Below are 22,196 nucleotides of genomic sequence, written 5' to 3' on the forward strand. Positions count from 1 at the left end.
TCGAACCCGGTCACCTTCTCGCTGAAGGTGAAGGTCACCGGACTGGTCTCACCCACGGTCAGCTGATCGTCAACAATGTTGACTTCCACGCTCGGACCCTGGGTGTCGACGCTGTAACCCTCGGTATCGGTCACGGTGGTGCTGTTGCCCGCCGCGTCGGTGGTGGTGACCGTGGCGTCGATCACCTTGTCCCCATCGGCCACCAGGTCGCTACCCGGCACATTGATGCTGAAAGTCTTGTCGGCCAAGACCAGACCGGTGAAGGCCTTGCCATTGACGGTCAGAGTGACGGTGTCGCCCTCTTTCACGTCGCCACCCACGCGACCGGTCACGGCGATGTCCTGCTTGGACTCGGCCGCGTTGATCACGTCGTCAGGGGTGATGTTGCCATCCAGGGTGATGCTGGCATCCGGTGGCGTGGTGTCGAGCAAGGTGGTGTCGTCGGTGGCGCTGGCCGGGTTGCCCGCCGCGTCGGTAACGCTGGCCACCACGGTCAGGTTGCCATCCGCCAGCCCGCTCAGATCGGCGCTGGTCTGGTAGTTGCCATCGGCATCGGTGACGGCAGTGACTGTCACGCTCTTACCGGTGGCATCGCTGATCACCAGGGTCACGGTACGACCCGGGCCGACATCGGAGGTGCCGCTGATGGGCGTGTTGGCCACATTGGCCGCGTTCACGTCATCCAGGCTCACCGTGATGTTCGCCGTGGTGTCCACGCTACCATCGTCGCTCGACGTGCCTCTGTTGCCAGCAGGATCAGTCACGCTGACAGTCACGTCATAGCCCCCATCTGGCAACGGCGTCACGACATCCGCGCTGTAACTGCCATCCGGTTGTACCGTGGCGGTCAGGGTCTGCTGATTGCCGTTGGCATCGGTCACCGTCAGGGTCACCGTGCTGCCGGGGGCGGCGTCCGTGGTACCCGTGATGGTCGGGGTGTTGTCATTGGTATTGTCCGGTGCATTCACCGTCACGATCGGAGCCGTAATGTCCACGCTGCCATCATCGGTCGCGGTGCCGGTGTTGCCGGCCGGATCGGTCACGGAAGCCGTCACCTGATAGCCCCCTTCGGCCAGCGGTGTGGTGACATCCACGCTGAAGCTGCCATCCGGTTGTACCGTAGCGGTCAGGGTCTGCTGATTGCCGTTGGCATCGGTCACCACCAGAGTCACCGTGCTGCCAGCGGGGGCATCCGTGGCACCGGTCAGGGTCGGCGTCCGATCGTTGGTGTTGTCGGGGGCAGAGACGGTGATGACGGGAGCGGTGAGGTCGACCAGCTCATCCTCGCTGCTTTGCGCATCCACCAGCGGCGCCGCGCCAGCCGGGTTCGCACTGTCAAAGCCTGCGCTGGAGATGGTTGCATCACCGGTACGATCGATAGTGACGAAACCGCCGTTGCCGCTGGCACCAGCCACGCCCCCCGCATTGCCAGCGGCCGGGGCTCCGCCCGCCGCCGACGCCTCGAATGCCTTGGTGGGGTCGGTCCCGTCCAGAATCGCTTGCTGCAAGGCGGCGATGTCATCGGGCGTACCCGCGTTCGCCAGCACGGCGTCACCCTGTTCGGGGCGCTCGCCGGAACCCAGGGTAAACGTGGTCTCCCCTCCCTGGAAACTGGCCCCTTCGGGCGCAAGCAATACCGCATCCTTGGGCAGTACATCGCCTTCTGCAACGAGTCTCTGGCTCCCGTCGGCGGCGACCAGATACATTTTGCCTTGCAAGTGGGTAACGACGACATCCTGATCCAATACGATGCGCTGATTGCTCATGGTTTCTCCTGAAATATCGAAGGGCATATTGCTCCAGCCTCCAATGTGCCCGTTTATCAGGCCATAAACCAGTGAGAAAAATCGAATGAACAGACCGAAATGAAGCCGGGTTTCGGGGCGAAAACGAAGGGACGCAGAAGATAAATAAAATTAATTAAATCAATAGCATCAATTGTGACAAAACGAAGACGGGAGCCTCATCGGCTCCCGTCTCGTGAGGTGTCAGACACCGGCCCAGAGCAGGATGGCCAGCAGCTGGGGCGAGATGATCCGCAGGAACATCACCAGGGGGTAGACGGTCGCGTAAGAGAGTGCGCTGGCACCACTGGTGGGGTGCATGCCGTTGGCAAATGCCAGAGCGGGAGGATCCGTCATCGAGCCGGCCAGCAGACCGCATAGCGTGAGGTAGTTGAGCTTGCCATAATGGCGTGCCAGCACACCCACCAGCAGCAGCGGGATGAGGGTGATTGCCACACCGTACATCATCCATGCGGGACCGTCGCCGTTGATCAGGGTGTCGATGAAGCCAGCCCCGGACTTGAACCCCACCACCGCCAGGAAGAGCACTATGCCTATTTCCCGCAGCGCCAGGTTGGCGCTCGGCGGCATGAACCAGTAGAGCTTGCCGATGCTGCCGATACGAGACAGGATGAGCGCCACCACCAGCGGTCCCCCTGCCAGCCCCAGCTTGAGCGCCGCCGGGAATCCCGGCAGGTAGAAGGGAATGGATCCGAGCAATACCCCCAACCCGATGCCGATGAAGACGGGCAGCATCTGCACCTGCTGCAGTTTCTGCTGCACGTTGCCCACCACGCTGGTGACCGCCTCGATGGCATCGAGCCGCCCCACTAGGTTCAGGATGTCACCGAACTGCAGACTGGTCTGGCTGGTCGGCACCAGCTCGATGCCGGCCCGATTCAGGCGCGAGATGACCACATCGTATTTCTGCTTGATGTCGAGATCGCGGATCCGTTTGCCGAGCACCTGCTCATTGGTGACCACCACCCGCTCGACCCGCAGATCGGTCCCGCGGGTGGAGAGGGAGGTGTCTACCTCCTCTCCAAGCACCAGCAGCACCTTGTGCAGGGCATGGCGCTCCCCCACCAGGTGCAGCAGGTCGCCAAGTTCGATGCGCGAGTCGGGCTTTGGCACCATCAGCTCGTCGCCACGCTTGAGGCGGGAACAGATGACGTCCGCCTCGTCCAGACTCGGGATCTCGCGGAGCATCAGGCCATGCATATTGGGATTGCGCACAGCAATGTTGATGGTTTGCAGACTCTCCTTGGTCTTGCCAGCCTGCTGCTCGAAAGCGACCGCCTCCTCCTCGATCTTGATGTGGAAGAACATACGGATGAGCCACATGGTGAGCAGGATGCCGCAGATCCCGAACGGGTAGGCCACCGCATAGCCCATCCCCATCAGGCCGGTGGATCCAGGATCCGCCCCCAGCTCGGCCAGGATCTGCTGGCCAGCCCCCAGGGACGGGGTATTGGTCACGGCCCCGGAAAAGACCCCGAGGATCACCGGCAGCGGTACATCGAACAGCTGGTGCAACGCTGCCGCCACCAGGCAGCCGAGCAGAACCAGCAGGGCCGCGAAACCATTGAGCTTGAGGCCCGAACTGCGCAAAGAAGAGAAGAAGCCGGGACCGACCTGGATGCCTATGGTGTAGACGAACAGGATCAGGCCGAATTCCTGAATAAAATGAAGTGTTTGCTCATCCAGCTTCAAGCCGGACAAGCCGGCGAAGTGGCCCACTATGATGCCGCCGAACAGCACCCCGCCAATACCCAAACCCACGCCATAGACTCGCCAGTTTCCCAGCCAGAGCCCCAGCACTGCCACCAGCGACAGCATGCTGATGGAAAGCGCGATCTCACTCATCGTTTGCATCCTTTCCAAACTGAACTGGCACTAGCTTGTCAGCAAACGAAGGGGGCAACTGTGGGGTGCCGCACGAATTCAGGCTTTCATGAGCACAAAAATACCAATTAAGGGTTAGCCATCAGATGTAGCCATAAATGGCCATGAAGTGGCACAGACTGCCCCCCAGCACAAACAGGTGCCAGATGGCGTGGTTGTAGGGAATGCGCTTGGCCACATAGAAGATCACTCCCAGGCTGTAGATGAGACCACCCAGCCCCAGCAGAAGGAGCCCGGTACCATCCAGATGCAGATAGAGCTGGTAGATGACCACCAGCGACAGCCAGCCCAGCATCAGATAGGTAAATAGCGACACCTTCTTGAAGCGATTGATGAAGATCAGCTTGAACACGACCCCCGCCAGGGCCAGCCCCCAGATCACCACCATCAGTCCTTGCGCCAGCGGCGTATCGAGCGCCACCAACAGGAAGGGGGTATAAGTGCCGGCGATCAGCAGATAGATGGCGCAGTGATCGAACAGCTTGCTCCAGCGTCTGGCCGCCACCGAGCTCACGCTGTGATAGAGCGTCGAGGCGAGATAGAGCAATACCAGGCTGGCACCGTAGACGCCGTAGCTCAGCAGTACCCTGGGCCCCTGATCCCACCCCTTGTGCAGCAGCAAGACCAGTCCCAGTCCGCCCAGCAGCAGCCCCAGCCCATGGCTGAGGCGATTCGCCCACTCTTCCCGTGGGGAGTACCCCGTCACATCCATCATTACCTCCAACCCATTACCGGCCCACTCTAGCGGCCGACGTTTCAGGCTACAAGCGTTAGCTGAAAATAAAGGGGCGAGGAGAGGGAGGGCCAGAGATGGCTGTGCCCCCCGCCCCTTTGGTGTATGCTCTGCCGCCGACGCCGCCCATGCGGATGGCCGCGTCTGCCCGACAATCTGGTCTGGAGAACCCGATGAAGCTCACTGAACTGTTTACACAACCGGATCCTGATTTCGGCAAGGCCATGACGGCCCTGCTGGAGCATTTCCATCATTCCGACGACAGTCAGGCCCCCTATCAGCGGGGCAGCTTCACCCACCAGCTCGATCAGTCGTGCATGCCCGCCATCGGCATCTCTCCCCGGGACTATCTGGCACGGCTCGCTACCCTGGTACCCGGGGCATCGCACCTCACCTCTCCCCGCTACATGGGACACATGACGGCACCGCTGCCGGCCTTCACCGCCGAGCTCTCCCGGCTCTTGGTGATGCTCAACCAGAACCCGATGAAGATGGAGTCCTCCCGTCTGCTGAGCTTTCTGGAGCGGGAAGTGCTGGCCAAGCTGCACCGTCTGGTCTACCGCCAGGACGACGCCTTCTATGCAGCCCAGATGCATGCCAAGGATGCAGCCCTCGGCGTCATGACCAGTGGCGGTACCATCGCCAACGTCACCGCCCTCTGGCTGGCCCGCAACCGGGCCTGTGGCGACAACCTGTTCGCCCTCGCCGAGCAGGGCTATCGCGGCGCCGTCATTCTGGGCTCGCGGCTGATGCACTACTCCTTCGACAAGGGGATGGATCTGCTGGGACTCGGGGCTCGCAGCGTCTGGCGTCTCGACACAGACGAGCACAATCGGCTCAGTCTGGCGGCACTGGAACAGGCCCTTCAACAATGCAGGGAGCAGAAGCTCAAGGTGCTGGCGCTGGTCGGCGTGGCTGGCAGCACGGATTTTGGCTCCGTCGACCCGCTGCCGGAACTGGCCGCCATCGCCCGGCGCGAGCAAATCCACTTCCACGTGGACGCGGCCTGGGGTGGTCCGACCCTCTTCTCGCCCCGCTATCAGGGATTGCTTACGGGGATAGAGCACGCCGATACCGTCACCCTTGACGGTCACAAGCAGTTGCTGGTCCCGCTAGGTACCGGCATGCTGCTCTGCCGCCAACCGGACCTGATGATGACGGTGAAGCGCGAGGCTCCCTACGCCATCCGCGCCACCTCCTTCGATCAGGGGCGCTTCACTCTGGAGGGGACCCGTCCCGCCAACGCGCTCTATCTGGATGCCGCCTTCCAGATGCTGGGACAGCAGGGTTATGCCCAACTCATCGACGCCAACTACGACAGGGCGAGGCGAATGGCCGCGCTCATCGACGCCAGCCCCGCCTTCGAGCTGATGTCGGCACCTGTCATGAACCTGCTCTCCTACCGATGCATTCCGCCCCACCTGCAAGGTCAGGTGCCCGATGTGGCGGCCAACGAACAGATCAATCTCTTCAACGTCGCCCTGCAAAAAGCCCAGCGCGCCGAAGGGCACAGCTTCGTCTCACGCACCCAGCGCGCAGTCTCCCGCTATGGCGAGCAACCGCTCACGCTGCTGCGCGCCGTCCTACTCAACCCTCTCATCGAGGAAGCAGACATACACGCATTGCTGGACGATCAGGTGCGCCTTGGCAACCAGATTGCCAGCCAGCTGTTCGAGTAACCCGCCGCCCCGGGAAGGAACTGCCTGCAGAATGGACGGTCTTATTCATTTGCCGTTGTCTGACGGGCAGGTACACTGAGTGAAATTTTGAGGTTAGAGCCCAGCATGAAGCAGTTTATCGAGTTCATCCCCCTGATCGTCTTCTTCGCGGTCTACAAGTTTTACGACATCTACACCGCCACTGGCGCCCTGGTGGTCGTCACTGGCCTGCAACTCCTGTACAGCTGGCTTCGCTATCGCCGGGTCGAGAAGATGCAGTTGTTCACCTTCGTGCTGGTCGGTTTCTTCGGCGGCCTCACCGTCTTCTTCCACGACGATGCCTTTATCAAGTGGAAGGTGACCGTCATCAACGTACTCTTTGCCCTCGCCCTGCTCATCGGCCGCTATGGCTTTGGCAAGAACCTCATCAAGCAGATGCTGGCCAAGGAGCTCCAAGCCCCCGACCGGGTCTGGGACAACGTCAATCTCGGCTGGGTCGGCTTCTTCACCCTGTGCGGCCTGCTCAACCTCTACGTGGCCTTCAACCTCTCCCAGGAGATGTGGGTCAACTTCAAGGTGTTCGGCCTGCTGGGCATGACCCTGGTCTTCACCCTGCTCAGCGGCGTCTATCTCTATCGCCACATGCCGGCCGAGCAGAACGCAGAACAGAAAAAATAACCGCAACCAGAAAGGGATTGTTCCATGTGGTATCTGATCTACTCCGAAGATGTCGCGGGCAGCCTGCCCCAGCGCAAGCTGGCACGCCCTGCCCACCTGGCCCGCCTGCAAGCCTTGCAGGATGAGGGCCGCCTGCTGACGGCCGGCCCCAACCCGGCCATCGATGCCGAGGATCCGGCCGATGCGGGCTTCACCGGCAGTACCGTCATCGCCGACTTTGCCAGTCAGGCCGACGCCCAGGCCTGGGCCGATGCGGACCCCTATGTTGCGGCAGGGGTCTACGCCAGGGTGACCATCAAACCGTTCAAGAAAGTCTTCTGAGCCCATCGAGGCTGACAAGAAAAAGGCCGGACACTGTCCGGCCTTTTCGTATCCGATGCTGACTCAGGCCCTGGCCACAAACCAGGGATTGAGGATATCGGGCTTGTTGTAGCAAAGCGGCGAACCATCGAGCTGGGTGACGCTGCCCCCCGCCCCTTCCAGTACCGCCTGAGCTGCCCCCGTATCCCACTCGCAGGTCGGTGCGAGCCGCGGGTAAAGCTCGGCCTCCCCCTCGGCAATGATGCAAAACTTGAGAGAGCTGCCCATGGAAACCAGCTCGATCTCGCCCCGCTCCAGTTCGCCAAAACGGGCCAGATACTCGAGTGTCTCCTGCGACAGGTGATTGCGACTGCCCACCACGCGCCACACTTGCCCAGCGTCATGAGGGCGGGTCTGGATGGTCTCGTGCCTGCCATCGGCCACACGCCAGGCGCCAATCCCCTTGCCCCCATACCAGAGCTTGTCCAGTACCGGGGCATAGACCAGCCCCCAGCGCGGGATCCCCTGTTCAATCAGGGCGATATTCACCGTGAACTCGCCGTTGCGGGAGACAAACTCCTTGGTGCCATCCAAAGGATCCACCAGCCAGTAGCGGGACCAGCCGAGTCGCGCAGCCATCACCTCGGGGGAGGACTCTTCCGACAAGACCGGGATATCGGGAGTGAGACGCGCCAGCGCCTGAACGATCACCTCGTGGGCCCCCTTGTCCGCCGCCGTCAGCGGGCTCTCGTCCTGCTTGTACTCCACCGCAAAGGGCTGGCTGTAGATGGACATGATGGCCTCACCGGCGGCGCGGGCGATGGGCTCCAGTTCGGAAATGGCGGGTAGATACATGGAAAAGAGTTCTCGCTCAAAGGGTTGGTCAGTGTAACCGAGTGAGTATCTTCGGCTTATAGCCGTTTGCACTGACTTATACAGTGTCAAAACTGACAGACAAAAAGTGGCGCAACACAGCTAATGATAAATGTGATACTAACGCCACATAAGGACATGACGATATGAACAAGAAGACCCTGATCGCCGCACTGCTGTTGGGCTGCCTCCCCCTGTTGAGCCAACCTCTGCTGGCCGCCGACAAGGCGGCGACCAAGCCTGTGGCCACCACCCAAGTCAAGGAGAGCGGCAAGATCAATCTCAATACCGCCAGTGCCGGCGAGCTCACCGCCCTGAAGGGCATTGGCGAGAAGAAGGCACAGGCCATCATCGACCACAGGGAGAAGCAGGGCAAGTTCACCTCCGTCGATCAACTGGCGGACGTCAGTGGCATCGGACCTGCCACGCTGGAAGCAAACCGGGACATGATTATCGTCAAGTAACCGGTTTGAATCCCTGCCATCCCAAGGGCAGCCTGTGGCTGCCCTATTTTTCTTCGGGTATCATGAGCCCACTTTGTATCTTCGGACTCACTCCATGAAAAAGACACCGCTCGTTGTTCGCAAGGCCGTTCTCCCCGTTGCCGGTCTGGGTACCCGCATGCTGCCCGCCACCAAGGCCATCCCCAAGGAGATGCTGCCCGTGGTCGACAAGCCGCTGATCCAGTATGTGGTGCGCGAAGCCATCGCCGCCGGCATCAAGGAGATCATCCTGGTGACCCATTCAAGCAAGAACTCCATCGAGAACCACTTCGACAAGAGCTTCGAGCTGGAGGCGACCCTGGAGAAGCGGGTCAAGCGCCAACTGCTGGAAGAGGTTCAGCACATCTGTCCCAAAGACGTGACCATCATGCACGTGCGTCAAGGGGAAGCAAAAGGCCTGGGTCATGCAGTACTGTGTGCCCGCCCCCTCATCGGGGATCAACCCTTCGCCGTTCTGCTGCCGGATGTGCTCATCGACGAGGTGGCCAGCGATCTGAAGCAGGACAACCTGGCGGAGATGGTGCATCTGTTCGAAGAGGATCAGATCAGCCAGATCATGGTGGAAGCCGTCCCCGAGAGCGAAGTGGACAAATACGGCATCGCCGACATCAAGGGGGAGGCCCTGAGCGAAGGCATGTCCCTGCCGATGCAGGCCATCGTCGAGAAGCCCCCCCGGGATGAAGCCCCGTCCAACCTGGCCGTGGTCGGTCGCTATGTGCTCTCGGCCAATATCTGGCCCTTGCTGGAAAAAACCCCGGCCGGCGCCGGCGACGAGATCCAGCTGACCGATGCCATCGCCATGCTGATGGAAAAGGAGCAGGTCAATGCCTACTTCATGAAGGGACGCAGCCACGATTGCGGCAGCAAGCTCGGTTACATGAAGGCCAATGTGGAATACGCCGTGCGCCATCGGGAACTCAGCAAAGAATTCACCAGCTGGCTGAAGCAGTTTGCCAAAGAGCTGTAATCTCTGAATATTTACAAGATAAGCAGAATAAAAAACTGGGCATCATTCGATGCCCTTTTTCATTTTATAAACAAATATTCAACCATTGATAGATAAAATATCGCTAAATCATAATATTGTAATTTAAAGTCGCTTGTTCTATAAGGATTAAGGCTTGTTCCTAGCCCTTGCATAAAATTTCTAAAAAAATATAAGACACAGGTGGAAGTTCCAATGAATAACCCGTCCAAAGGGACCTTTTTAGGTCACCCTAAAGGGCTTTTTTTGCTCTTTAGTACCGAACTGTGGGAGAGATTCTCCTATTACGGCATGCGTGCCGTGCTCGTCCTCTATCTGACCGACCTGACCGCCAACGGTGGCATGGGCTGGACCCAGGCCGACGCCCTCAAGCTGTACGGCATCTATACCGGTCTGGTCTACATCACCCCCATCATCGGCGGCTGGCTCGCTGATACCTTCCTGGGCCAGCGCCGTGCCATCCTGTTCGGTGCCGTGCTGATGGCCGCCGGCCAGTTTACCCTGGCACTGCCTCACGCCATGTTCCCTGACATGGTCAACACCGTCTTCTATGCCGGCCTTGGCTTGCTGATCGTGGGCAACGGCCTGTTCAAACCGAACATCTCCACCATGGTGGGCGACCTGTATAAAGAAGGGGATCACCGTCGTGACGGCGCCTTCACCATCTTCTACATGGGCATCAACCTGGGCTCCCTCCTGGCCGGCGTGATCTGCGGCGCCGCCGCCACCGCCTATGGCTGGCAAGCCGCCTTCGTCAGCGCCGGTATCGGCATGCTGCTCTCCCTGGTCGTGCAGGCCACCATGGCCCAGCGTTTCCTTGGCGACATCGGCCGTGTGCCCGCCGCCCAGCGTGCCGCCCTGCAGCGCTCCAAGGAGCAAAAAGCGCCCCTGACCAAACAGGAAGTGGATCGCATCAAGGTGATCCTGGTACTGGGCCTGTTCACCATCATCTTCTGGGCCGGCTTCGAGCAGGCCGGTGGTCTGATGAACCTGTATGCCCAGGAGTATACCGACCGCATGATCGGCAGCTTCGAAGTGCCGACCGCCTGGTTCCAGTCCCTGAACCCCTTCTTCATCATCACCCTGGCCCCTGTCGTGGCCGCCATCTGGATCAAGCTCGGCAAGAAAGAGCCGAACTCCCCGGTGAAATTCGCCATGGGCCTGCTGTTCCTGGCCGTCGGCTTCCTGTTCATGATCGGTGCCGTGCTGGAGCAAGGTGGTGATCAGGCTGTCAAGACCTCCATGTTCTGGCTGGTCGGTGCCTACCTGTTCCATACCCTGGGCGAGCTCTGCCTCTCTCCCATCGGTCTCTCCATGGTGACCAAGCTGGCTCCGCTGCGCCTGGCCTCCCTGATGATGGGTGCCTGGTTCGGTTTCGTGGCCCTGGCCAACTATGCCGCCGGCTTCATCGGCTCCTTCGTCGGCGAATCCGGCGCCATGGCCATCTTCGGTGGCATCGCACTGGCCGCCGTGATCAGCGCCCTCATCCTGCTGACCATGGCCAACCGCCTGGTCTACTGGATGCACGGTGCCGAAGGCCCGGCCAAAGAGCCCGAAGAACAAGAGCAGAAACTGCAGTCTGCGACCGTTTGACCGGTCAGGACAGCAGAGACCAAACAGGGCGCCCATGGGCGCCCTGTTTACATGTGTTCACTTCACGGCGTCAGTGGTGACGAACCTGCATCGTCAGGGCGCTGCCGCTGTCACTGCGAAACTGCAGATCAAAGGGCTCGTGCCAGCTTCGCCTGTGCAACGTGTAGCGACTGCTGCGCATCAAGCCGAGCGGCAACCCCCCTGCACGCATCAACCAGTGAGGTGAGGTGAGCCCGGCATTTGCAAAAAGCAGCCCATCCTCCTGATCGAACAGCAGGGCCGCCATGGCAAAGGAGTGACGCAGGCCCGACTCCAGCAGTTGCAGATTGAGGTAATCCAGCAATCGGTGTGGCTGGGTCAACAGCAGGCTCTCTTGTTGCTGGTATTGGCGATAGGGGCCGTTCATCAGGGATCGCACCAAGGCACCACAGAAGGCCGCATCCACACCGAGGATGGGCAATTCCATCACCAGTACCAGCAGCTTGTCGTCCAGTTTGAAGGTATCCGGGATGAAGAGATTGCCCATGCCGGCAAAGGTGACCTGCCAGGGCCCCCACTCCTGCATGCCAGGGGGGGCCAACCAGGCGAGCAGCCGGCTGCTCGCCAGATCGTGGCCACGGAAGAAGTCGATGTGCTCCATCAGCTCCAGTTGCTGGCTCTGATGCCCGAGGTTTGTCAGGCATTGCTCGATGCTGCGGCGGATCTGCTCATAGTCATTCACCGGTTTGATGAAGAAGTCCCTGGCCCCCGCCCGCAGCGCACGCTCGATCGCAGCCATCTGATCCTGACCGGAGATGACGATGACGGGCACCTGTGGATAGCGGGCGGTGAGGCAGGCAATCACCTCATGGCCATCCATGTTCGGCATGTTCAGGTCACACAACACCACATCGGGGTGATAGAGCGCTGCGGCAGAGAGCCCCTCAATCCCGTCTTCTGCCTGAAAGACGCAGGCCCCGTCGTGCTCGAGATAAGATACCAGTGAGTGGCGAAAAACCGCTTCGTCTTCTACCACCAAGATCCGTAGTCCGGCTTTTGACATCTTGACAAAGCTCTTATTAGTCAAATGGTTATTTGAGCATTAAGACTAGATCATGGGCGCTGGATACCGCCACACAATATTGTCGAGCAGCGAGCCGGGCTGGCCTTGGTATCTGCCAAGCGTTTGAAATAGTCCGACTATTTTGCTCGCCCCCTTGCGCAGAGATGATCGGCAACCGTCGCCCGGCAGCCGTTCTCTCGCAGGTCGGCACCATGAATTGTATGAGGCACCGCCATGAGGGATAATGCCCTCCACTCCAGATCGTGAAGCAGACCATGACGCCAGCCGAATACAGCGCCCTCGCCCATCCCAGACTCTCCCATCCGGCCCGCAGCCTCTATACCCTGCAACTGCGCCGCTTGGTGCTGGAAAATCGGCTGGCCCGACTCAACTATCCCGAGCTTGGCCGGGCACTGGCTGTCGTCGATCCGGGCAATCCCGGTGGTTTCAGCTATCAGGTCAACGCTCGCCAGCTGACCGAACTGCTCGACGAGCTGATGGAGGCCGAACTGCTTCAGGTCGAGGCCCAGGCTGACAGTGAGCACTACCACCAGTGCCCTTTCCAGTTGCCGTTGCTGAGCCAGCGGGTGCGCAGCCCTCTGCCGGCACGCCCGTTCCAGATGCACCTGCAGTGGCGTCCGGACGAAGAACTGCCTGCTCTCGCACGCCTGTGCGGGGTGATCGATGCCAGCTACAGCGAAGAGGATCTCGGGGAGTTCATCGCTTACTGGCTCGGCCGCCCCGAGGTGTTCGACTCCCAGCACCAGTGGATGTTGAAATTTATTCGGGCCCTCAAGAGTCGGCGCTACGCCCGCCGCCCGGCGACCGTGGTCACCGGGTACCAGCAGGTCGCGCCAGCCCCGGTAGAGGCTGGCCCGAGCCGCCGGGCGCAAGAGATGATCGATGAGGCCAAACGGCTGGCACAAGCTCAGGAGCCGGAGAATGATTGATACCAGGCGGCCACGAAGTGCACTATTGACCCCCTGCCCATCCAGCCACAGCCCTAGCAGAAGGAGAATTCCATGACAGATCCGCACGACCCGATGCGCCAGGCACTGGAAGAGATCGAGGCCAAACGCCAGAAAATCGCCAAGGCGAGACAGGAGCAACGGGCTCATGATCCCGAGCTCAAGCGTCACGTCAGCAGCCTGCAGCAACGTATTCTCCGACTGCGGGCCGCAACCGGCGGCAGCCAGTACGACTACGAGACCCTGCGCAAGGAGTACGACGCCAAGGCCAATGCCGAAGTGCGCGAGTTGCAGAAGGCCGCTCGCCAGGAGCGGATCCAGAAGCTGATCGCCCAGGCCGACCTCAATCCGGACTGGATCTTCGACAAGATGGATTCCGGTGACCCGGCCCTGCAATACCCCATCGAGACAGCCCGCTACTTCATCAGCGGTTTCGAGCACTGGGAGAAGAGCGGCGGGGGCTGCATGCTGATCTACGGCGATTACGGTACCGGCAAATCCACCCTGGCGGGCGCCGTGGCCCACGAGTTGATCGCGCGCCACCAGAAGTCGGTGATCTTCCAGCAGTGGGCCTCCATCGTGGACAGGCTCTTCTTCAACGTCATCCAGGATCAGGAGGAGCGCAACCAGTACCGCCGCGCCCTGGAAGAGGTGGACCTGCTGATCATCGACGAGGTGGCGGCCAACCGCGCCAAGATGGCCGAGAGTCAGTCCAGCTTCCTCGGCCACCTGCTGCGCCGTCGTCGCAACCTGTCCAAAAGCGTCATCATCATCACCAACCACAGCCCCCAGAGCCTGCATCAGGCCATCGGTGATTTCAGCTATGAGGCGATCAAGGCGTTCAATCCGGTGGACATCCACCTGAGCGGACCCAGCCGCCGTCCCAGCATCGGCCATTACAACGGTTGATCCCGTCGGGCCGGCGTCCCTGATGTCCGGCCCTTCATATCCCCTGCACCTCACAAATAAAAACTACTCTCATTTACAGAGAGCCATCCAGGCTCTAGGCTTGCTCTTTTGTTCGAGAGGGCCTGTCATGCCAACCACACTCATCTTCGGTGCTAGTCGCGGACTGGGCCGCGCCTTCACCGACCACGCACTGCAACTGGGCCACAAGGTCGTTGCCCTGGTGCGCCATGCCGACATGGCCAGCGAGCTGCATACCCTGGGAGTCGAGGTCGTCATCGGAGATGCCCTGGACCCCCTGGCCGTGGCCCAGGCTTGCCGCTTGGCGGGCAGGGATGCCCGGGTAGTCTCCACCCTCGGCAGCTTTCGCCAGAGTGCACCGGTGGATTATCAGGGCAACCGCCATGTGATCGACGAGATGGAGCGCGCCGGGCTCAGCCGCCTGCTGCTGGTCACCTCCCTCGGTTGTGGCGACAGCTGGCAATACCTGCCCGAGCGGGCTCGCGCCGCCTTCGGACACGAGGTACGCCTCAAGAGCCTGGCGGAAAGCTGGCTGCAGACAAGCCCCCTGGCGTGGACCATTTTACGCCCCGCAGGGTTGCAGGATGGGGAGCCCACGGGTCAGGCCATCCTGAGCCAGGGGCAAGAGAGGCATGGCCTGGTCAGGCGCCAGGATGTGGCGATACGGGGTTTGCAACTGCTCACCGACCAGGAGGCGTGCGGCCAGATCTATGCCATCGGCGATCCAGGTCTGAATCAGCCATGATCCCTGTGAATGGCAACACGGTCAGCCCAATGGCTGACCGTGTTGTTGCAAGGGGCCTAGTCGGTGGAAGACGCTGTCGCCCCATCATCCGGCCGCGTTGCAGGGCACGGTTGACGCCAGCGGAGCAACCAGCACGCCAGAGCGCCATACAGCAGCGCCAGTCCCCACAACTGCCACCAGTAGCGGGAGACCTGGGCAAAGTCGGCCCCCATCTGATTGAGGCGCAGGAATCCCTCGATGGCCGGCGTGCTCGGTGCCCACTGGGCCAGCCAGTTGAGGGGGGCCGGGATGAGCTCAAGGGGCCAGATAAAGCCGGCCAGGAAGACCAGCGGCAAAGAGGAGACAAGCACCACCTGGGTCGGTAGATCACGGCGGGTGAACAGGGCACCGAGCACGATCCCGAGCCAGGTGGTGGCCAACAGGAACGGCAGGGTAAAGAGCCAGAGTTCGCCGGGTACAGCGGTGCGGGCAATACCGTAGTGATCGAAGCAGAAGCCGAAGAAGTAGGTCACCGGAAGGACGAAAAGAGCCCCCACCACCAGGGTGCGGGCCAGCAACAAGGCCGGCACGGGAGCATGTTGCCAGTAGCCTGACTCGCCACGGCGGCTGCGCTGGTTCTGGGTCGCCCCCAGGATGCCGGTCCCCATCAGCAACACCTGATGCAGGATCAGCACGAATACCGCAGGCACCACGTAGTTCACATAGCCCATGGTGGGGTTGAATACCGGCAGCACATTGAGGGCCACCGCGTTCCAGCCCATGGCAGCCTGGAGCAGCGCCTCGCCCTGGCTCAACAGCCTGGCCACCTTCACCTGGGCGGCGAGCGTGCCCCCCGCCTGGGCCAGCCCTTCGGCAATGGTGCCATAGACCAGGAAGTAGGAGGCATCCCCGGCATAACCCAGGGTCACGCTCCTGCCCAGCATCAGATCCCGATAGAAGTGGCGGGGAATGTGCAAGATGCCGCTCGCCTTGCCGGTCAGCATCATCTGGCGGGCCTCGTCGAGCGAACCGGCACGGGCCACCAGTTTCACCTGTGCCGTGGCATCGGCCATGAACTCCAGCTGGCGGGAGAGCTGGCTGCCATCCTCGTTGACCACCACCACGGGCTCTTCCCTGGGCAATTGGTGCAGGTAGGGCTGGGGGTAGAGGAAGGAGTAGAAGAAGACGCCGCCAAACAGGGTCAGCATGATGGCGCGATCCGCCAAGAGGGTGCGCAGCTCAAGGCGCACCAGATCCCAGAATCCCATCATGGCCTGGACTCCTCATGGGGCAGGGCCGCACCCGACGGCGTCCGGTAGCGATGTACCACCAGCAGCAGGGGCAGCAGAAACAGCAGCAGGGCCCCGAGCTGGGGCAGGGCTGCCGTCAACGGTTGACCGTAGTTGGTTTGCCCGATCTGCAGCTCCACATAGTGGGAGATGGGCAGCAGGCTGCGCCAGAACTGGGCCACATCCCCCATGGCACTGACCGGAAAGGTGACCCCCATGAAGGCAAATCCCGGCGCCGTGTAGGCGCCGGCCAGAGAGAGCGCCCGCGCCGGATCCCGGATGATGCCGTAGAAGAAGGCCCCCATGGTGACGCAAGCGGCCGACGCCAGTCCCAGCCCCGCCGTCAGCACCAGCCAACTGCCTTGCATGGGGTACCCAAGCCCCTTGAACAGCAGCAGACTCCACGCCAGACCCCACCCCCAGCCGATGAGCACGTGGGGCAGCAGGGTACGCCAGAGGCCGAACCAGACCCCTCTGGTGGTCCAGTCCAACCCGAGGCGATCGGTGCGGGCCAGGGCATTCAGGCCATAGAGCACAACCAGGATCTGCCACACCGCAGGCAGCAGGGCGCTCAGCAGAAACTGGGCGTAGCTGGAATTGATGTTGTAGAGCGCGGTAACCTGGCTCGCAATGGGTACGGATTGTCCCAGGGCACCGGGCAGCGTCTTGCCGTCGGCCATGGCCTCCAACACCCCTACCTGACCATTGAGAGTTCCCACCACCTGGGCCAGTGCGGAGTTGACCAGCTTGGCAATCAGGATGAACTGGCCATTGTTGAACACGGTGACCTGCGGCTGAGTGCCTTGCCGGGCATCCCGCTCCAGGTGATGGGGGATCACCACCAGGGCATAGATGTCCCCCCCTCGCAGTGCCCTGGCCCCCTCGTCGATGGCGTCAAACTGCTGCGCTATCTTGAGCCCGGCGGAGCCATCGAGAGAGAACGCCAGTTGTCGGGAGAGGGGGCTGCGATCCAGATCCACCAGACCGACCTTGAGATCCCGCGCCAGGCCGGCTGAAAAGATCCAGCACAGGATCCCTATCAGCAGCAAGGGGACCCAGCTCGCCAGCGCCCGGCCGAACGGGTCCTGCCAGAGCAACCGCCATTCGCGTCCCATCAGAGCTCGACCAGCACGCTCATGCCGACCCGCAGCCCGTCAACCGGCTGCAAGGGGCGCGCTTCCACCTGGAAGCTTTTCATGTCGAACCCCTGGCGGGTGTCGGTGGCACGCCAGGTGGCGAAATCCCCCATCACGGCCACATGGGTCACCTTGAAGCGCACCAGCTGATCCCCCAGGCCGGGAATACGGGCATCAAACTCGGTACCGACCGGGAACCTTGGCAAGAGGTCCTCACGGACATGGAACTGGGCCCAGGCATCCTTCATGTCGAGCAAGGTCACCACGGGGAAGCCCTGGGGAGCCAGCTCGCCGCTACGTAACAGCACCTGGGCAACTTCCCCCTCGTGTGGGCTGGCGATGCGGGTATCGGCCAGATAGGCTTCCACTTCCGCCACTCCGCCAGCCGCCATCTTGGCCTGCTCGCGGGCCGCTATCTTGGTCTCTTCCCGCGCCCCTTCCAGTGCCATCTGGTATTGCTGCCAGGCCATGCCCTCGCTGTACTTCGCCGCCTGCCAGGCCGTCCAGGCCTCGTCACGCTTTTGCAGCGACATCACGCCATCCCGATGCAGGCTGGCAATACGCTCGTAGGTTTTGCCATGAAGCAGGGCAGCCGCCTTGGCCTGTTGCCACTGATCCTTGGCGGCCGCGATCTGCTGCACTCGCGCCCCCTTCTCGGCCTCTTCGGCCATGGCACCAGCCGCGGCCTGCCCGGCCTTGGCCTGACTCAGCTTGGCCTCGATCTCCGGGCTCGCCAGAGTGAACGCCAGTTGGCCCCTGGCCAGTTGATCCCCCTTCTTCACCAGTACCTCGTCGATGCGGCCCGCCACCTTGGAAGAGACCGAATACTGCTGCGCCTCTATCTGCCCCTGCAGACGCACCGGCTCCGGCTGATAGGCCAGCCAGAAGCGCCAGCCCAGCCAGAGCACAAGCAATACCAGCGCCAGTGGCAGCAGCCAGGGCTTGCCCTGGCTCATCTTCTTCTTGATGGGGGGATGACTCATGAATTCACCTCGGCAAACGGGCGACCCTTGACGGTCGAAACGGACATGAATAACGGAGTGGAAGAGAGCGCGATCATGAGTTCACCTCGATCGCCTGGCCATGCTGATACTGGTTGAAACTGTTCATCTGACCGGAGAGTGCCAACAGGCGGGCCAGAGAGATCACGTATTGATAGGCGGCGGCGGCGCGCTGGGTCTTGACCCCGGCAAGCTGGGTCTGGGCATCGACCACATCAAGGGAAGTGGAGAGCCCCTGACCGAATGCCTTGTCACGCAACCGCACGTTCTCCTCGGCCAGCGCCTGGGTCGAGGAGAGAGAGTGATACTCCTCCAGTCCCTGGGCAGCCTCGCGCCAGGTCTTCTCGACCAGCAGCTCCAGATCCTGGCGGGTCTTGGCTTGCAGCAGGTTGACCTGGAGTTCGGCGCTCTTGGCTGCCTGGACCGTCTCGGAGCGGCCATCACGACTCACCAGCGGCATGCTGACCCCGACACCAACCAGCCAGTCCGGTGTGGTCTTGGAGACGATGGAATCATCTTCATAGAGGTTGTAATTGCCGAACAGGAAGAGCTCGGGGGCGTATTTGCCCTTCTCCAGCTTGATCATCCCCTGGGCCTGCTCCTTCTTGGCCGTCAACAGCTTGAGACCGGGATGCACCGACAGGGTCTCCTCCACAAAGGGAGACAAGGCTGGCATCCCTTCGTTGATGAAGAGGGCGGTATTGGGCTCAGCCTGCTTGAGCTTGAGCATGTGGCCGAGCGCCAGCTGGGCGATCTCCAGGCTGCGCCTGGCCTTCTGGGTATCGATACGTGCCCTGTCATAGGCAGACTGGGCCGAAAGGCGCTCCACCTTGGCGATCTGCCCCTGGGCTTCGAGCTTCTTGGCATGATCCAGATGGTGTGCCAGTCCCTGCTCGATCTCCTGCTTGGTCTGCACCACCTGCGCCGCCAGCACCACCCCGAAGTAGGTCTGGGAGAGGCTCTCGAAGGTGGACTGCTGTTTGAGCACCAGCAACTGCTCAGCCTCGCTCACCTGGGCCTGACGAATATCCTGGGCCGCATCGATGCGCCCGCCGGTAAAGAGCGGCCATAGCATCTTGACCGAACTGGTCACCACGTTCTGCTTGGTGAGGGGGGTGACAAAATCGCTCGGGCTGAGGTTGAGTGCCTGCATCACGGGCCCCAGGACCTTGCCGAATTCCGGATGATTGGCGATGGGGTTGAGATCCAGCATGTCCAGCTCCATCGGCTGATCGAGATGGGTATAGCTTGCCCCCACATCCACCTTGGGCAGGTACATGGCCTTGGCCGCCTCCCGCAGTTGCTGGGCCCGCTCCACCCCGGCCTGCTCTGCCGCCAAGCCGTCATCCTGCTGGATGACCCGGCTCCAGGCCTCGGTAAAGCTGACCGTCTGCGCCTGAGCCGACCCCAGCACGATACCCAGCAGGCATGGGCAGAGCGATTTGATGAACTTTGCCGTCATACATCCCCGATCCGTTTGTAATGAAATTGTGTAGAGTCTTTGCTCAATTCAGGCCCGCTATCATAGCCTAAACCGGCTTGAGAGGGAGACTCACAAATCACCATCCCCCTCACTCGCGCCCTCCTGACCATGGTCACAGACAATATGTCCGATTTTCAAGCACTCCTGAATTTGCAAGCCTTGGCGCGACGTTTTTTTCAGAAAAAAATGGCTGACGCTCAAATACTAACCTTTTCTCCTGACTAAAAAATGCGTAATATACGCCGCCCTAAGCCGATGGTAACCGTGGAATGCAGATAGGTCCCCACACGCTTGAAACTCCCCTGATCGTGGCCCCCATGGCCGGTGTAACAGACCGACCATTTCGTGAACTTTGTTTACGTTTGGGAGCCGGTATGGCCGTTTCCGAGATGCTGCTGGCCAACCCGGATGTCTGGGATACCCAGAAAACCCGGATGAGAATGGATCACTCTGCTGAAGGCGGCTTGCGATCGGTCCAGATTGCCGGTGCCGACCCCGAGATGATGGCGTTTGCTGCCCGCTACAACGTGGAGCAGGGCGCTCAGATCGTCGACATCAACATGGGATGTCCGGCAAAAAAAGTGAATAAGAAGCTGGCAGGTTCCGCCCTGCTGCGTCAGCCAGACCTGGTCAGATCCATCTGCCGGGCCGTGGTGGATGCGGTGGAAGTACCTGTCACCTTGAAGATCCGCACAGGATGGGATCCGGATAACCGCAATGGCGAGGAGATCGCCCGAATCGCCGAAGATTGCGGTATCGCGGCCCTTGCCGTGCATGGTCGTACCCGTGCCTGCCTCTACAAGGGCGAAGCGGAGTACGACACTATCAGGGCGATTAAGCAGGCCGTATCGATTCCTGTTGTCGCCAATGGCGACATCGATAGCCCGGAGAAAGCCCGGTATGTCCTCGACTATACCGGTGTCGACGCCGTGATGATCGGCCGTGCTGCGCAAGGACGACCCTGGATTTTCCGGGAAATCCGCCATTTTCTTGAAACGGGCACCAAGCTGCCGCCTCCCGACAGGGAAGAGGTTCGCACCCTGATGAACGAGCATGTCACCAATCTGCACCAGTTTTACGGTGCCTATCTGGGAGCGCGCATTGCCCGTAAACACGTGGGCTGGTATCTGGATGAAGAAGAGGCGGGCCGAGAATTCCGTAAGCACTTCAATGCCCTGGATTGTGCAGACGCACAACTCGAGGCACTCGAAGCGTATTTCGATGGATTAGGTTAACGCATAACTAAAGAGCCGACCGAATATGTTCGAACAAACCCTGACTTCTGATGCATTGGTAACAACTACTCACAATCACGCTGCCGAGCCGACCCAACGCCCCCTGCGTGACTCTGTGCAACAGGCCCTGCGTAACTACCTGGCCCAGTTGAACGGTCAGGAAGTGATTGATCTGTACGATATGGTTCTCTCCGAAGTCGAAGCTCCCATGCTGGACGTGATCATGCAGTACACCCGTGGCAACCAGACTCGCGCCGCCGTGATGATGGGCATCAACCGCGGCACCCTGCGCAAGAAACTCAAGCGTTACGGCATGAACTGATCCCGGTCATTCTGCTGCAGTGCAGACGAAGGCGTATCCCAGCGATGGGATACGCCTTTTTCTATGCCCGGTGTTTACCTGCTCACTCCACCGCCAGCTTGATACCAAGCCCCACGAACAGCCCCCCCATCACACGATTCAGCCAGGTGGCCACCCGGGTGGGTAGTCGCACCTTGCGGCTTGCAAACGCGGTGGAAAATGCCAGCAGATGGCACCAGATCATGCCGTTGAGATTGAAGATGCAGCCCAGCACGATGAATGCCATCGCCTTTTGCGGTGAAGCGGGATCGATGAACTGGGGCACAAAAGCGAGAAAAAAGAGCGCCACCTTGGGATTGAGGACATTGGTGAGCAACCCCTGCCGGAAGATGCGCCCATAAGAGAGCGCAGGCAGCGCCACAGCCCCATCCACAGACGTTGAAGTGCCACTCCTCTGCCAGAGCATGGACACACCGAGATAGACCAGATAGAGCGCCCCCATCAGCTTGATGACGGCAAACAGCTCGGCGGAGGCACTCAACAGGGCAGACAGTCCCAGCGCCGCCGCCAACACATGCACCATGGTACCTGTCCCGATACCCAATGCCGCCATGGACCCTGCACGCCAGCCCTGGGAGCCGCTGCGCAGCATGATGAGCAGGGAGTCAGGCCCAGGCATCATGTTCAACAGCAGGCCAGAAACGACAAACAACGCCAGATCGTGGATCCCCAACATAGACAGCTCCTTGTACATGAAAGAAACAGTCTATGGATCCTGAAGTACTTGTCACTCCCGTTTCCGGCGATAGTGATTATCAAGGAAGGGAATAGCGTTTGAGCCGGAGATACTTGGCGCTCAACCAGGTGAGAAAGAGAGATAGAGCCGTTTGAAAGGCAGTGATACTGGCTGAATAGCAATGTTTATCGATGTAATAGACTGGATTTTGTGCATTAGCCAGACTTATTATCTAAAAAATAAATTACAGGCAATAAAAAACCCCGCTCGAGTGAGCGGGGTTTCTTGTATTGGGTGCCTGGCAGTGTCCTACTCTCGCATGGCGAATGCCACACTACCATC

At 60.8% G+C, this 22,196-nt stretch carries 21 protein-coding genes; 11 read left to right on the plus strand and 10 right to left on the minus strand.

The genetic code is table 11. From position 1 onward, the window contains the following. The 3 genes from AB5Y89_RS02255 to AB5Y89_RS02265 all read right to left on the minus strand — a co-directional run. A partial coding sequence (locus tag AB5Y89_RS02255) for a retention module-containing protein (RefSeq protein ID WP_368222813.1) occupies positions 1-1,766 on the minus strand: 1,766 nt, incomplete at its 3' end. Positions 1,767-1,988: 222 nt separating this feature from the next. Then, on the minus strand, positions 1,989-3,650 hold the full coding sequence (locus tag AB5Y89_RS02260) for a putative transporter (protein ID WP_010675535.1): 1,662 nt from the start codon (positions 3,648-3,650) through the stop codon (positions 1,989-1,991). Positions 3,651-3,771: 121 nt separating this feature from the next. Beyond that, positions 3,772-4,404: a hemolysin III family protein gene (locus tag AB5Y89_RS02265; protein WP_039041319.1), complete on the minus strand. Its 633-nt coding sequence runs from the start codon at positions 4,402-4,404 to the stop codon at positions 3,772-3,774. Positions 4,405-4,595: 191 nt separating this feature from the next. Here AB5Y89_RS02265 and AB5Y89_RS02270 point away from each other — a divergent pair, with 191 nt between their 5' ends. From AB5Y89_RS02270 to AB5Y89_RS02280, 3 genes are all read left to right on the plus strand, one after another. After that, on the plus strand, positions 4,596-6,101 hold the full coding sequence (locus AB5Y89_RS02270) for an aminotransferase class V-fold PLP-dependent enzyme (RefSeq protein ID WP_322131883.1): 1,506 nt from the start codon (positions 4,596-4,598) through the stop codon (positions 6,099-6,101). A gap of 105 nt (positions 6,102-6,206) precedes the next feature. Beyond that, positions 6,207-6,758: a septation protein A gene (locus AB5Y89_RS02275; RefSeq protein WP_045521880.1), complete on the plus strand. Its 552-nt coding sequence runs from the start codon at positions 6,207-6,209 to the stop codon at positions 6,756-6,758. A 24-nt stretch (positions 6,759-6,782) separates the two neighbouring features. Beyond that, positions 6,783-7,079: a YciI family protein gene (locus AB5Y89_RS02280; RefSeq protein WP_010675539.1), complete on the plus strand. Its 297-nt coding sequence runs from the start codon at positions 6,783-6,785 to the stop codon at positions 7,077-7,079. 63 nt (positions 7,080-7,142) lie between these two features. Here AB5Y89_RS02280 and cysQ read toward each other — a convergent pair whose 3' ends face one another. Next, entirely contained in the window at positions 7,143-7,913 is a 771-nt protein-coding gene (gene cysQ, locus AB5Y89_RS02285) for a 3'(2'),5'-bisphosphate nucleotidase CysQ (RefSeq protein WP_323944864.1), read from the minus strand. Between the two features lie 164 nt (positions 7,914-8,077). Here cysQ and AB5Y89_RS02290 point away from each other — a divergent pair, with 164 nt between their 5' ends. From AB5Y89_RS02290 to AB5Y89_RS02300, 3 genes are all read left to right on the plus strand, one after another. Further along, positions 8,078-8,395 (plus strand): ComEA family DNA-binding protein, encoded by a 318-nt coding sequence (locus tag AB5Y89_RS02290; RefSeq protein WP_041213860.1) that lies wholly within the window; start codon positions 8,078-8,080, stop codon positions 8,393-8,395. Between the two features lie 94 nt (positions 8,396-8,489). Further along, positions 8,490-9,401: a UTP--glucose-1-phosphate uridylyltransferase GalU gene (galU, locus tag AB5Y89_RS02295; protein ID WP_128272143.1), complete on the plus strand. Its 912-nt coding sequence runs from the start codon at positions 8,490-8,492 to the stop codon at positions 9,399-9,401. Between the two features lie 213 nt (positions 9,402-9,614). Further along, entirely contained in the window at positions 9,615-11,012 is a 1,398-nt protein-coding gene (locus AB5Y89_RS02300; RefSeq protein ID WP_041212400.1) for a peptide MFS transporter, read from the plus strand. 70 nt (positions 11,013-11,082) lie between these two features. Here the strand turns inward: AB5Y89_RS02300 and AB5Y89_RS02305 are convergent, their stop codons facing one another. Then, positions 11,083-12,054: a response regulator gene (locus tag AB5Y89_RS02305; protein ID WP_029314797.1), complete on the minus strand. Its 972-nt coding sequence runs from the start codon at positions 12,052-12,054 to the stop codon at positions 11,083-11,085. 275 nt (positions 12,055-12,329) lie between these two features. On the opposite strand from AB5Y89_RS02305, the gene AB5Y89_RS02310 reads away from it, so the two are divergent. The 3 genes from AB5Y89_RS02310 to AB5Y89_RS02320 all read left to right on the plus strand — a co-directional run bounded on the left by AB5Y89_RS02310 (position 12,330) and on the right by AB5Y89_RS02320 (position 14,694). Further along, the gene (locus AB5Y89_RS02310) at positions 12,330-13,004 is read left to right on the plus strand and encodes a DnaT-like ssDNA-binding domain-containing protein (protein ID WP_039041329.1); all 675 of its coding nucleotides are present in this window, start codon (positions 12,330-12,332) and stop codon (positions 13,002-13,004) included. A 72-nt stretch (positions 13,005-13,076) separates the two neighbouring features. Then, positions 13,077-13,931 carry a DnaA/Hda family protein gene (locus AB5Y89_RS02315; protein ID WP_010675546.1) on the plus strand — a complete coding sequence of 285 codons (855 nt, stop codon included), beginning with the start codon at positions 13,077-13,079 and terminating at the stop codon, positions 13,929-13,931. Positions 13,932-14,058: 127 nt separating this feature from the next. Further along, positions 14,059-14,694, plus strand: a complete 636-nt coding sequence (locus tag AB5Y89_RS02320) for an SDR family oxidoreductase (protein WP_128344719.1) — start codon at positions 14,059-14,061, stop codon at positions 14,692-14,694. 56 nt (positions 14,695-14,750) lie between these two features. Here the strand turns inward: AB5Y89_RS02320 and AB5Y89_RS02325 are convergent, their stop codons facing one another. The 4 genes from AB5Y89_RS02325 to AB5Y89_RS02340 form a co-directional block, all read right to left on the minus strand. Continuing rightward, positions 14,751-15,944 carry an ABC transporter permease gene (locus AB5Y89_RS02325; protein WP_128344717.1) on the minus strand — a complete coding sequence of 398 codons (1,194 nt, stop codon included), beginning with the start codon at positions 15,942-15,944 and terminating at the stop codon, positions 14,751-14,753. Further along, entirely contained in the window at positions 15,941-17,077 is a 1,137-nt protein-coding gene (locus AB5Y89_RS02330) for an ABC transporter permease (RefSeq protein WP_124245238.1), read from the minus strand. Before AB5Y89_RS02330 ends, AB5Y89_RS02325 begins: the two co-directional genes overlap by 4 nt. Beyond that, the gene (locus tag AB5Y89_RS02335) at positions 17,077-18,081 is read right to left on the minus strand and encodes an HlyD family secretion protein (RefSeq protein WP_080767988.1); all 1,005 of its coding nucleotides are present in this window, start codon (positions 18,079-18,081) and stop codon (positions 17,077-17,079) included. Before AB5Y89_RS02335 ends, AB5Y89_RS02330 begins: the two co-directional genes overlap by 1 nt. A 73-nt stretch (positions 18,082-18,154) precedes the next feature. After that, positions 18,155-19,561, minus strand: a complete 1,407-nt coding sequence (locus tag AB5Y89_RS02340) for a TolC family protein (RefSeq protein WP_161957753.1) — start codon at positions 19,559-19,561, stop codon at positions 18,155-18,157. 290 nt (positions 19,562-19,851) lie between these two features. Here AB5Y89_RS02340 and dusB point away from each other — a divergent pair, with 290 nt between their 5' ends. Then, a complete protein-coding gene (dusB, locus tag AB5Y89_RS02345) occupies positions 19,852-20,817 on the plus strand; it encodes a tRNA dihydrouridine synthase DusB (RefSeq protein WP_010675552.1) in 966 nt (321 codons plus the stop codon). A gap of 25 nt (positions 20,818-20,842) precedes the next feature. Continuing rightward, positions 20,843-21,139: a DNA-binding transcriptional regulator Fis gene (fis, locus tag AB5Y89_RS02350; protein ID WP_005309538.1), complete on the plus strand. Its 297-nt coding sequence runs from the start codon at positions 20,843-20,845 to the stop codon at positions 21,137-21,139. 82 nt (positions 21,140-21,221) lie between these two features. On the opposite strand, the gene AB5Y89_RS02355 is transcribed toward fis, so the two are convergent. After that, entirely contained in the window at positions 21,222-21,854 is a 633-nt protein-coding gene (locus AB5Y89_RS02355) for a LysE family translocator (RefSeq protein WP_045521897.1), read from the minus strand. Between the last annotated feature and the right edge of the window lie 342 nt (positions 21,855-22,196).

This window comes from Aeromonas sp. s4 (assembly GCF_040907855.1).
In the GTDB taxonomy this organism is placed as follows: domain Bacteria; phylum Pseudomonadota; class Gammaproteobacteria; order Enterobacterales; family Aeromonadaceae; genus Aeromonas; species Aeromonas caviae.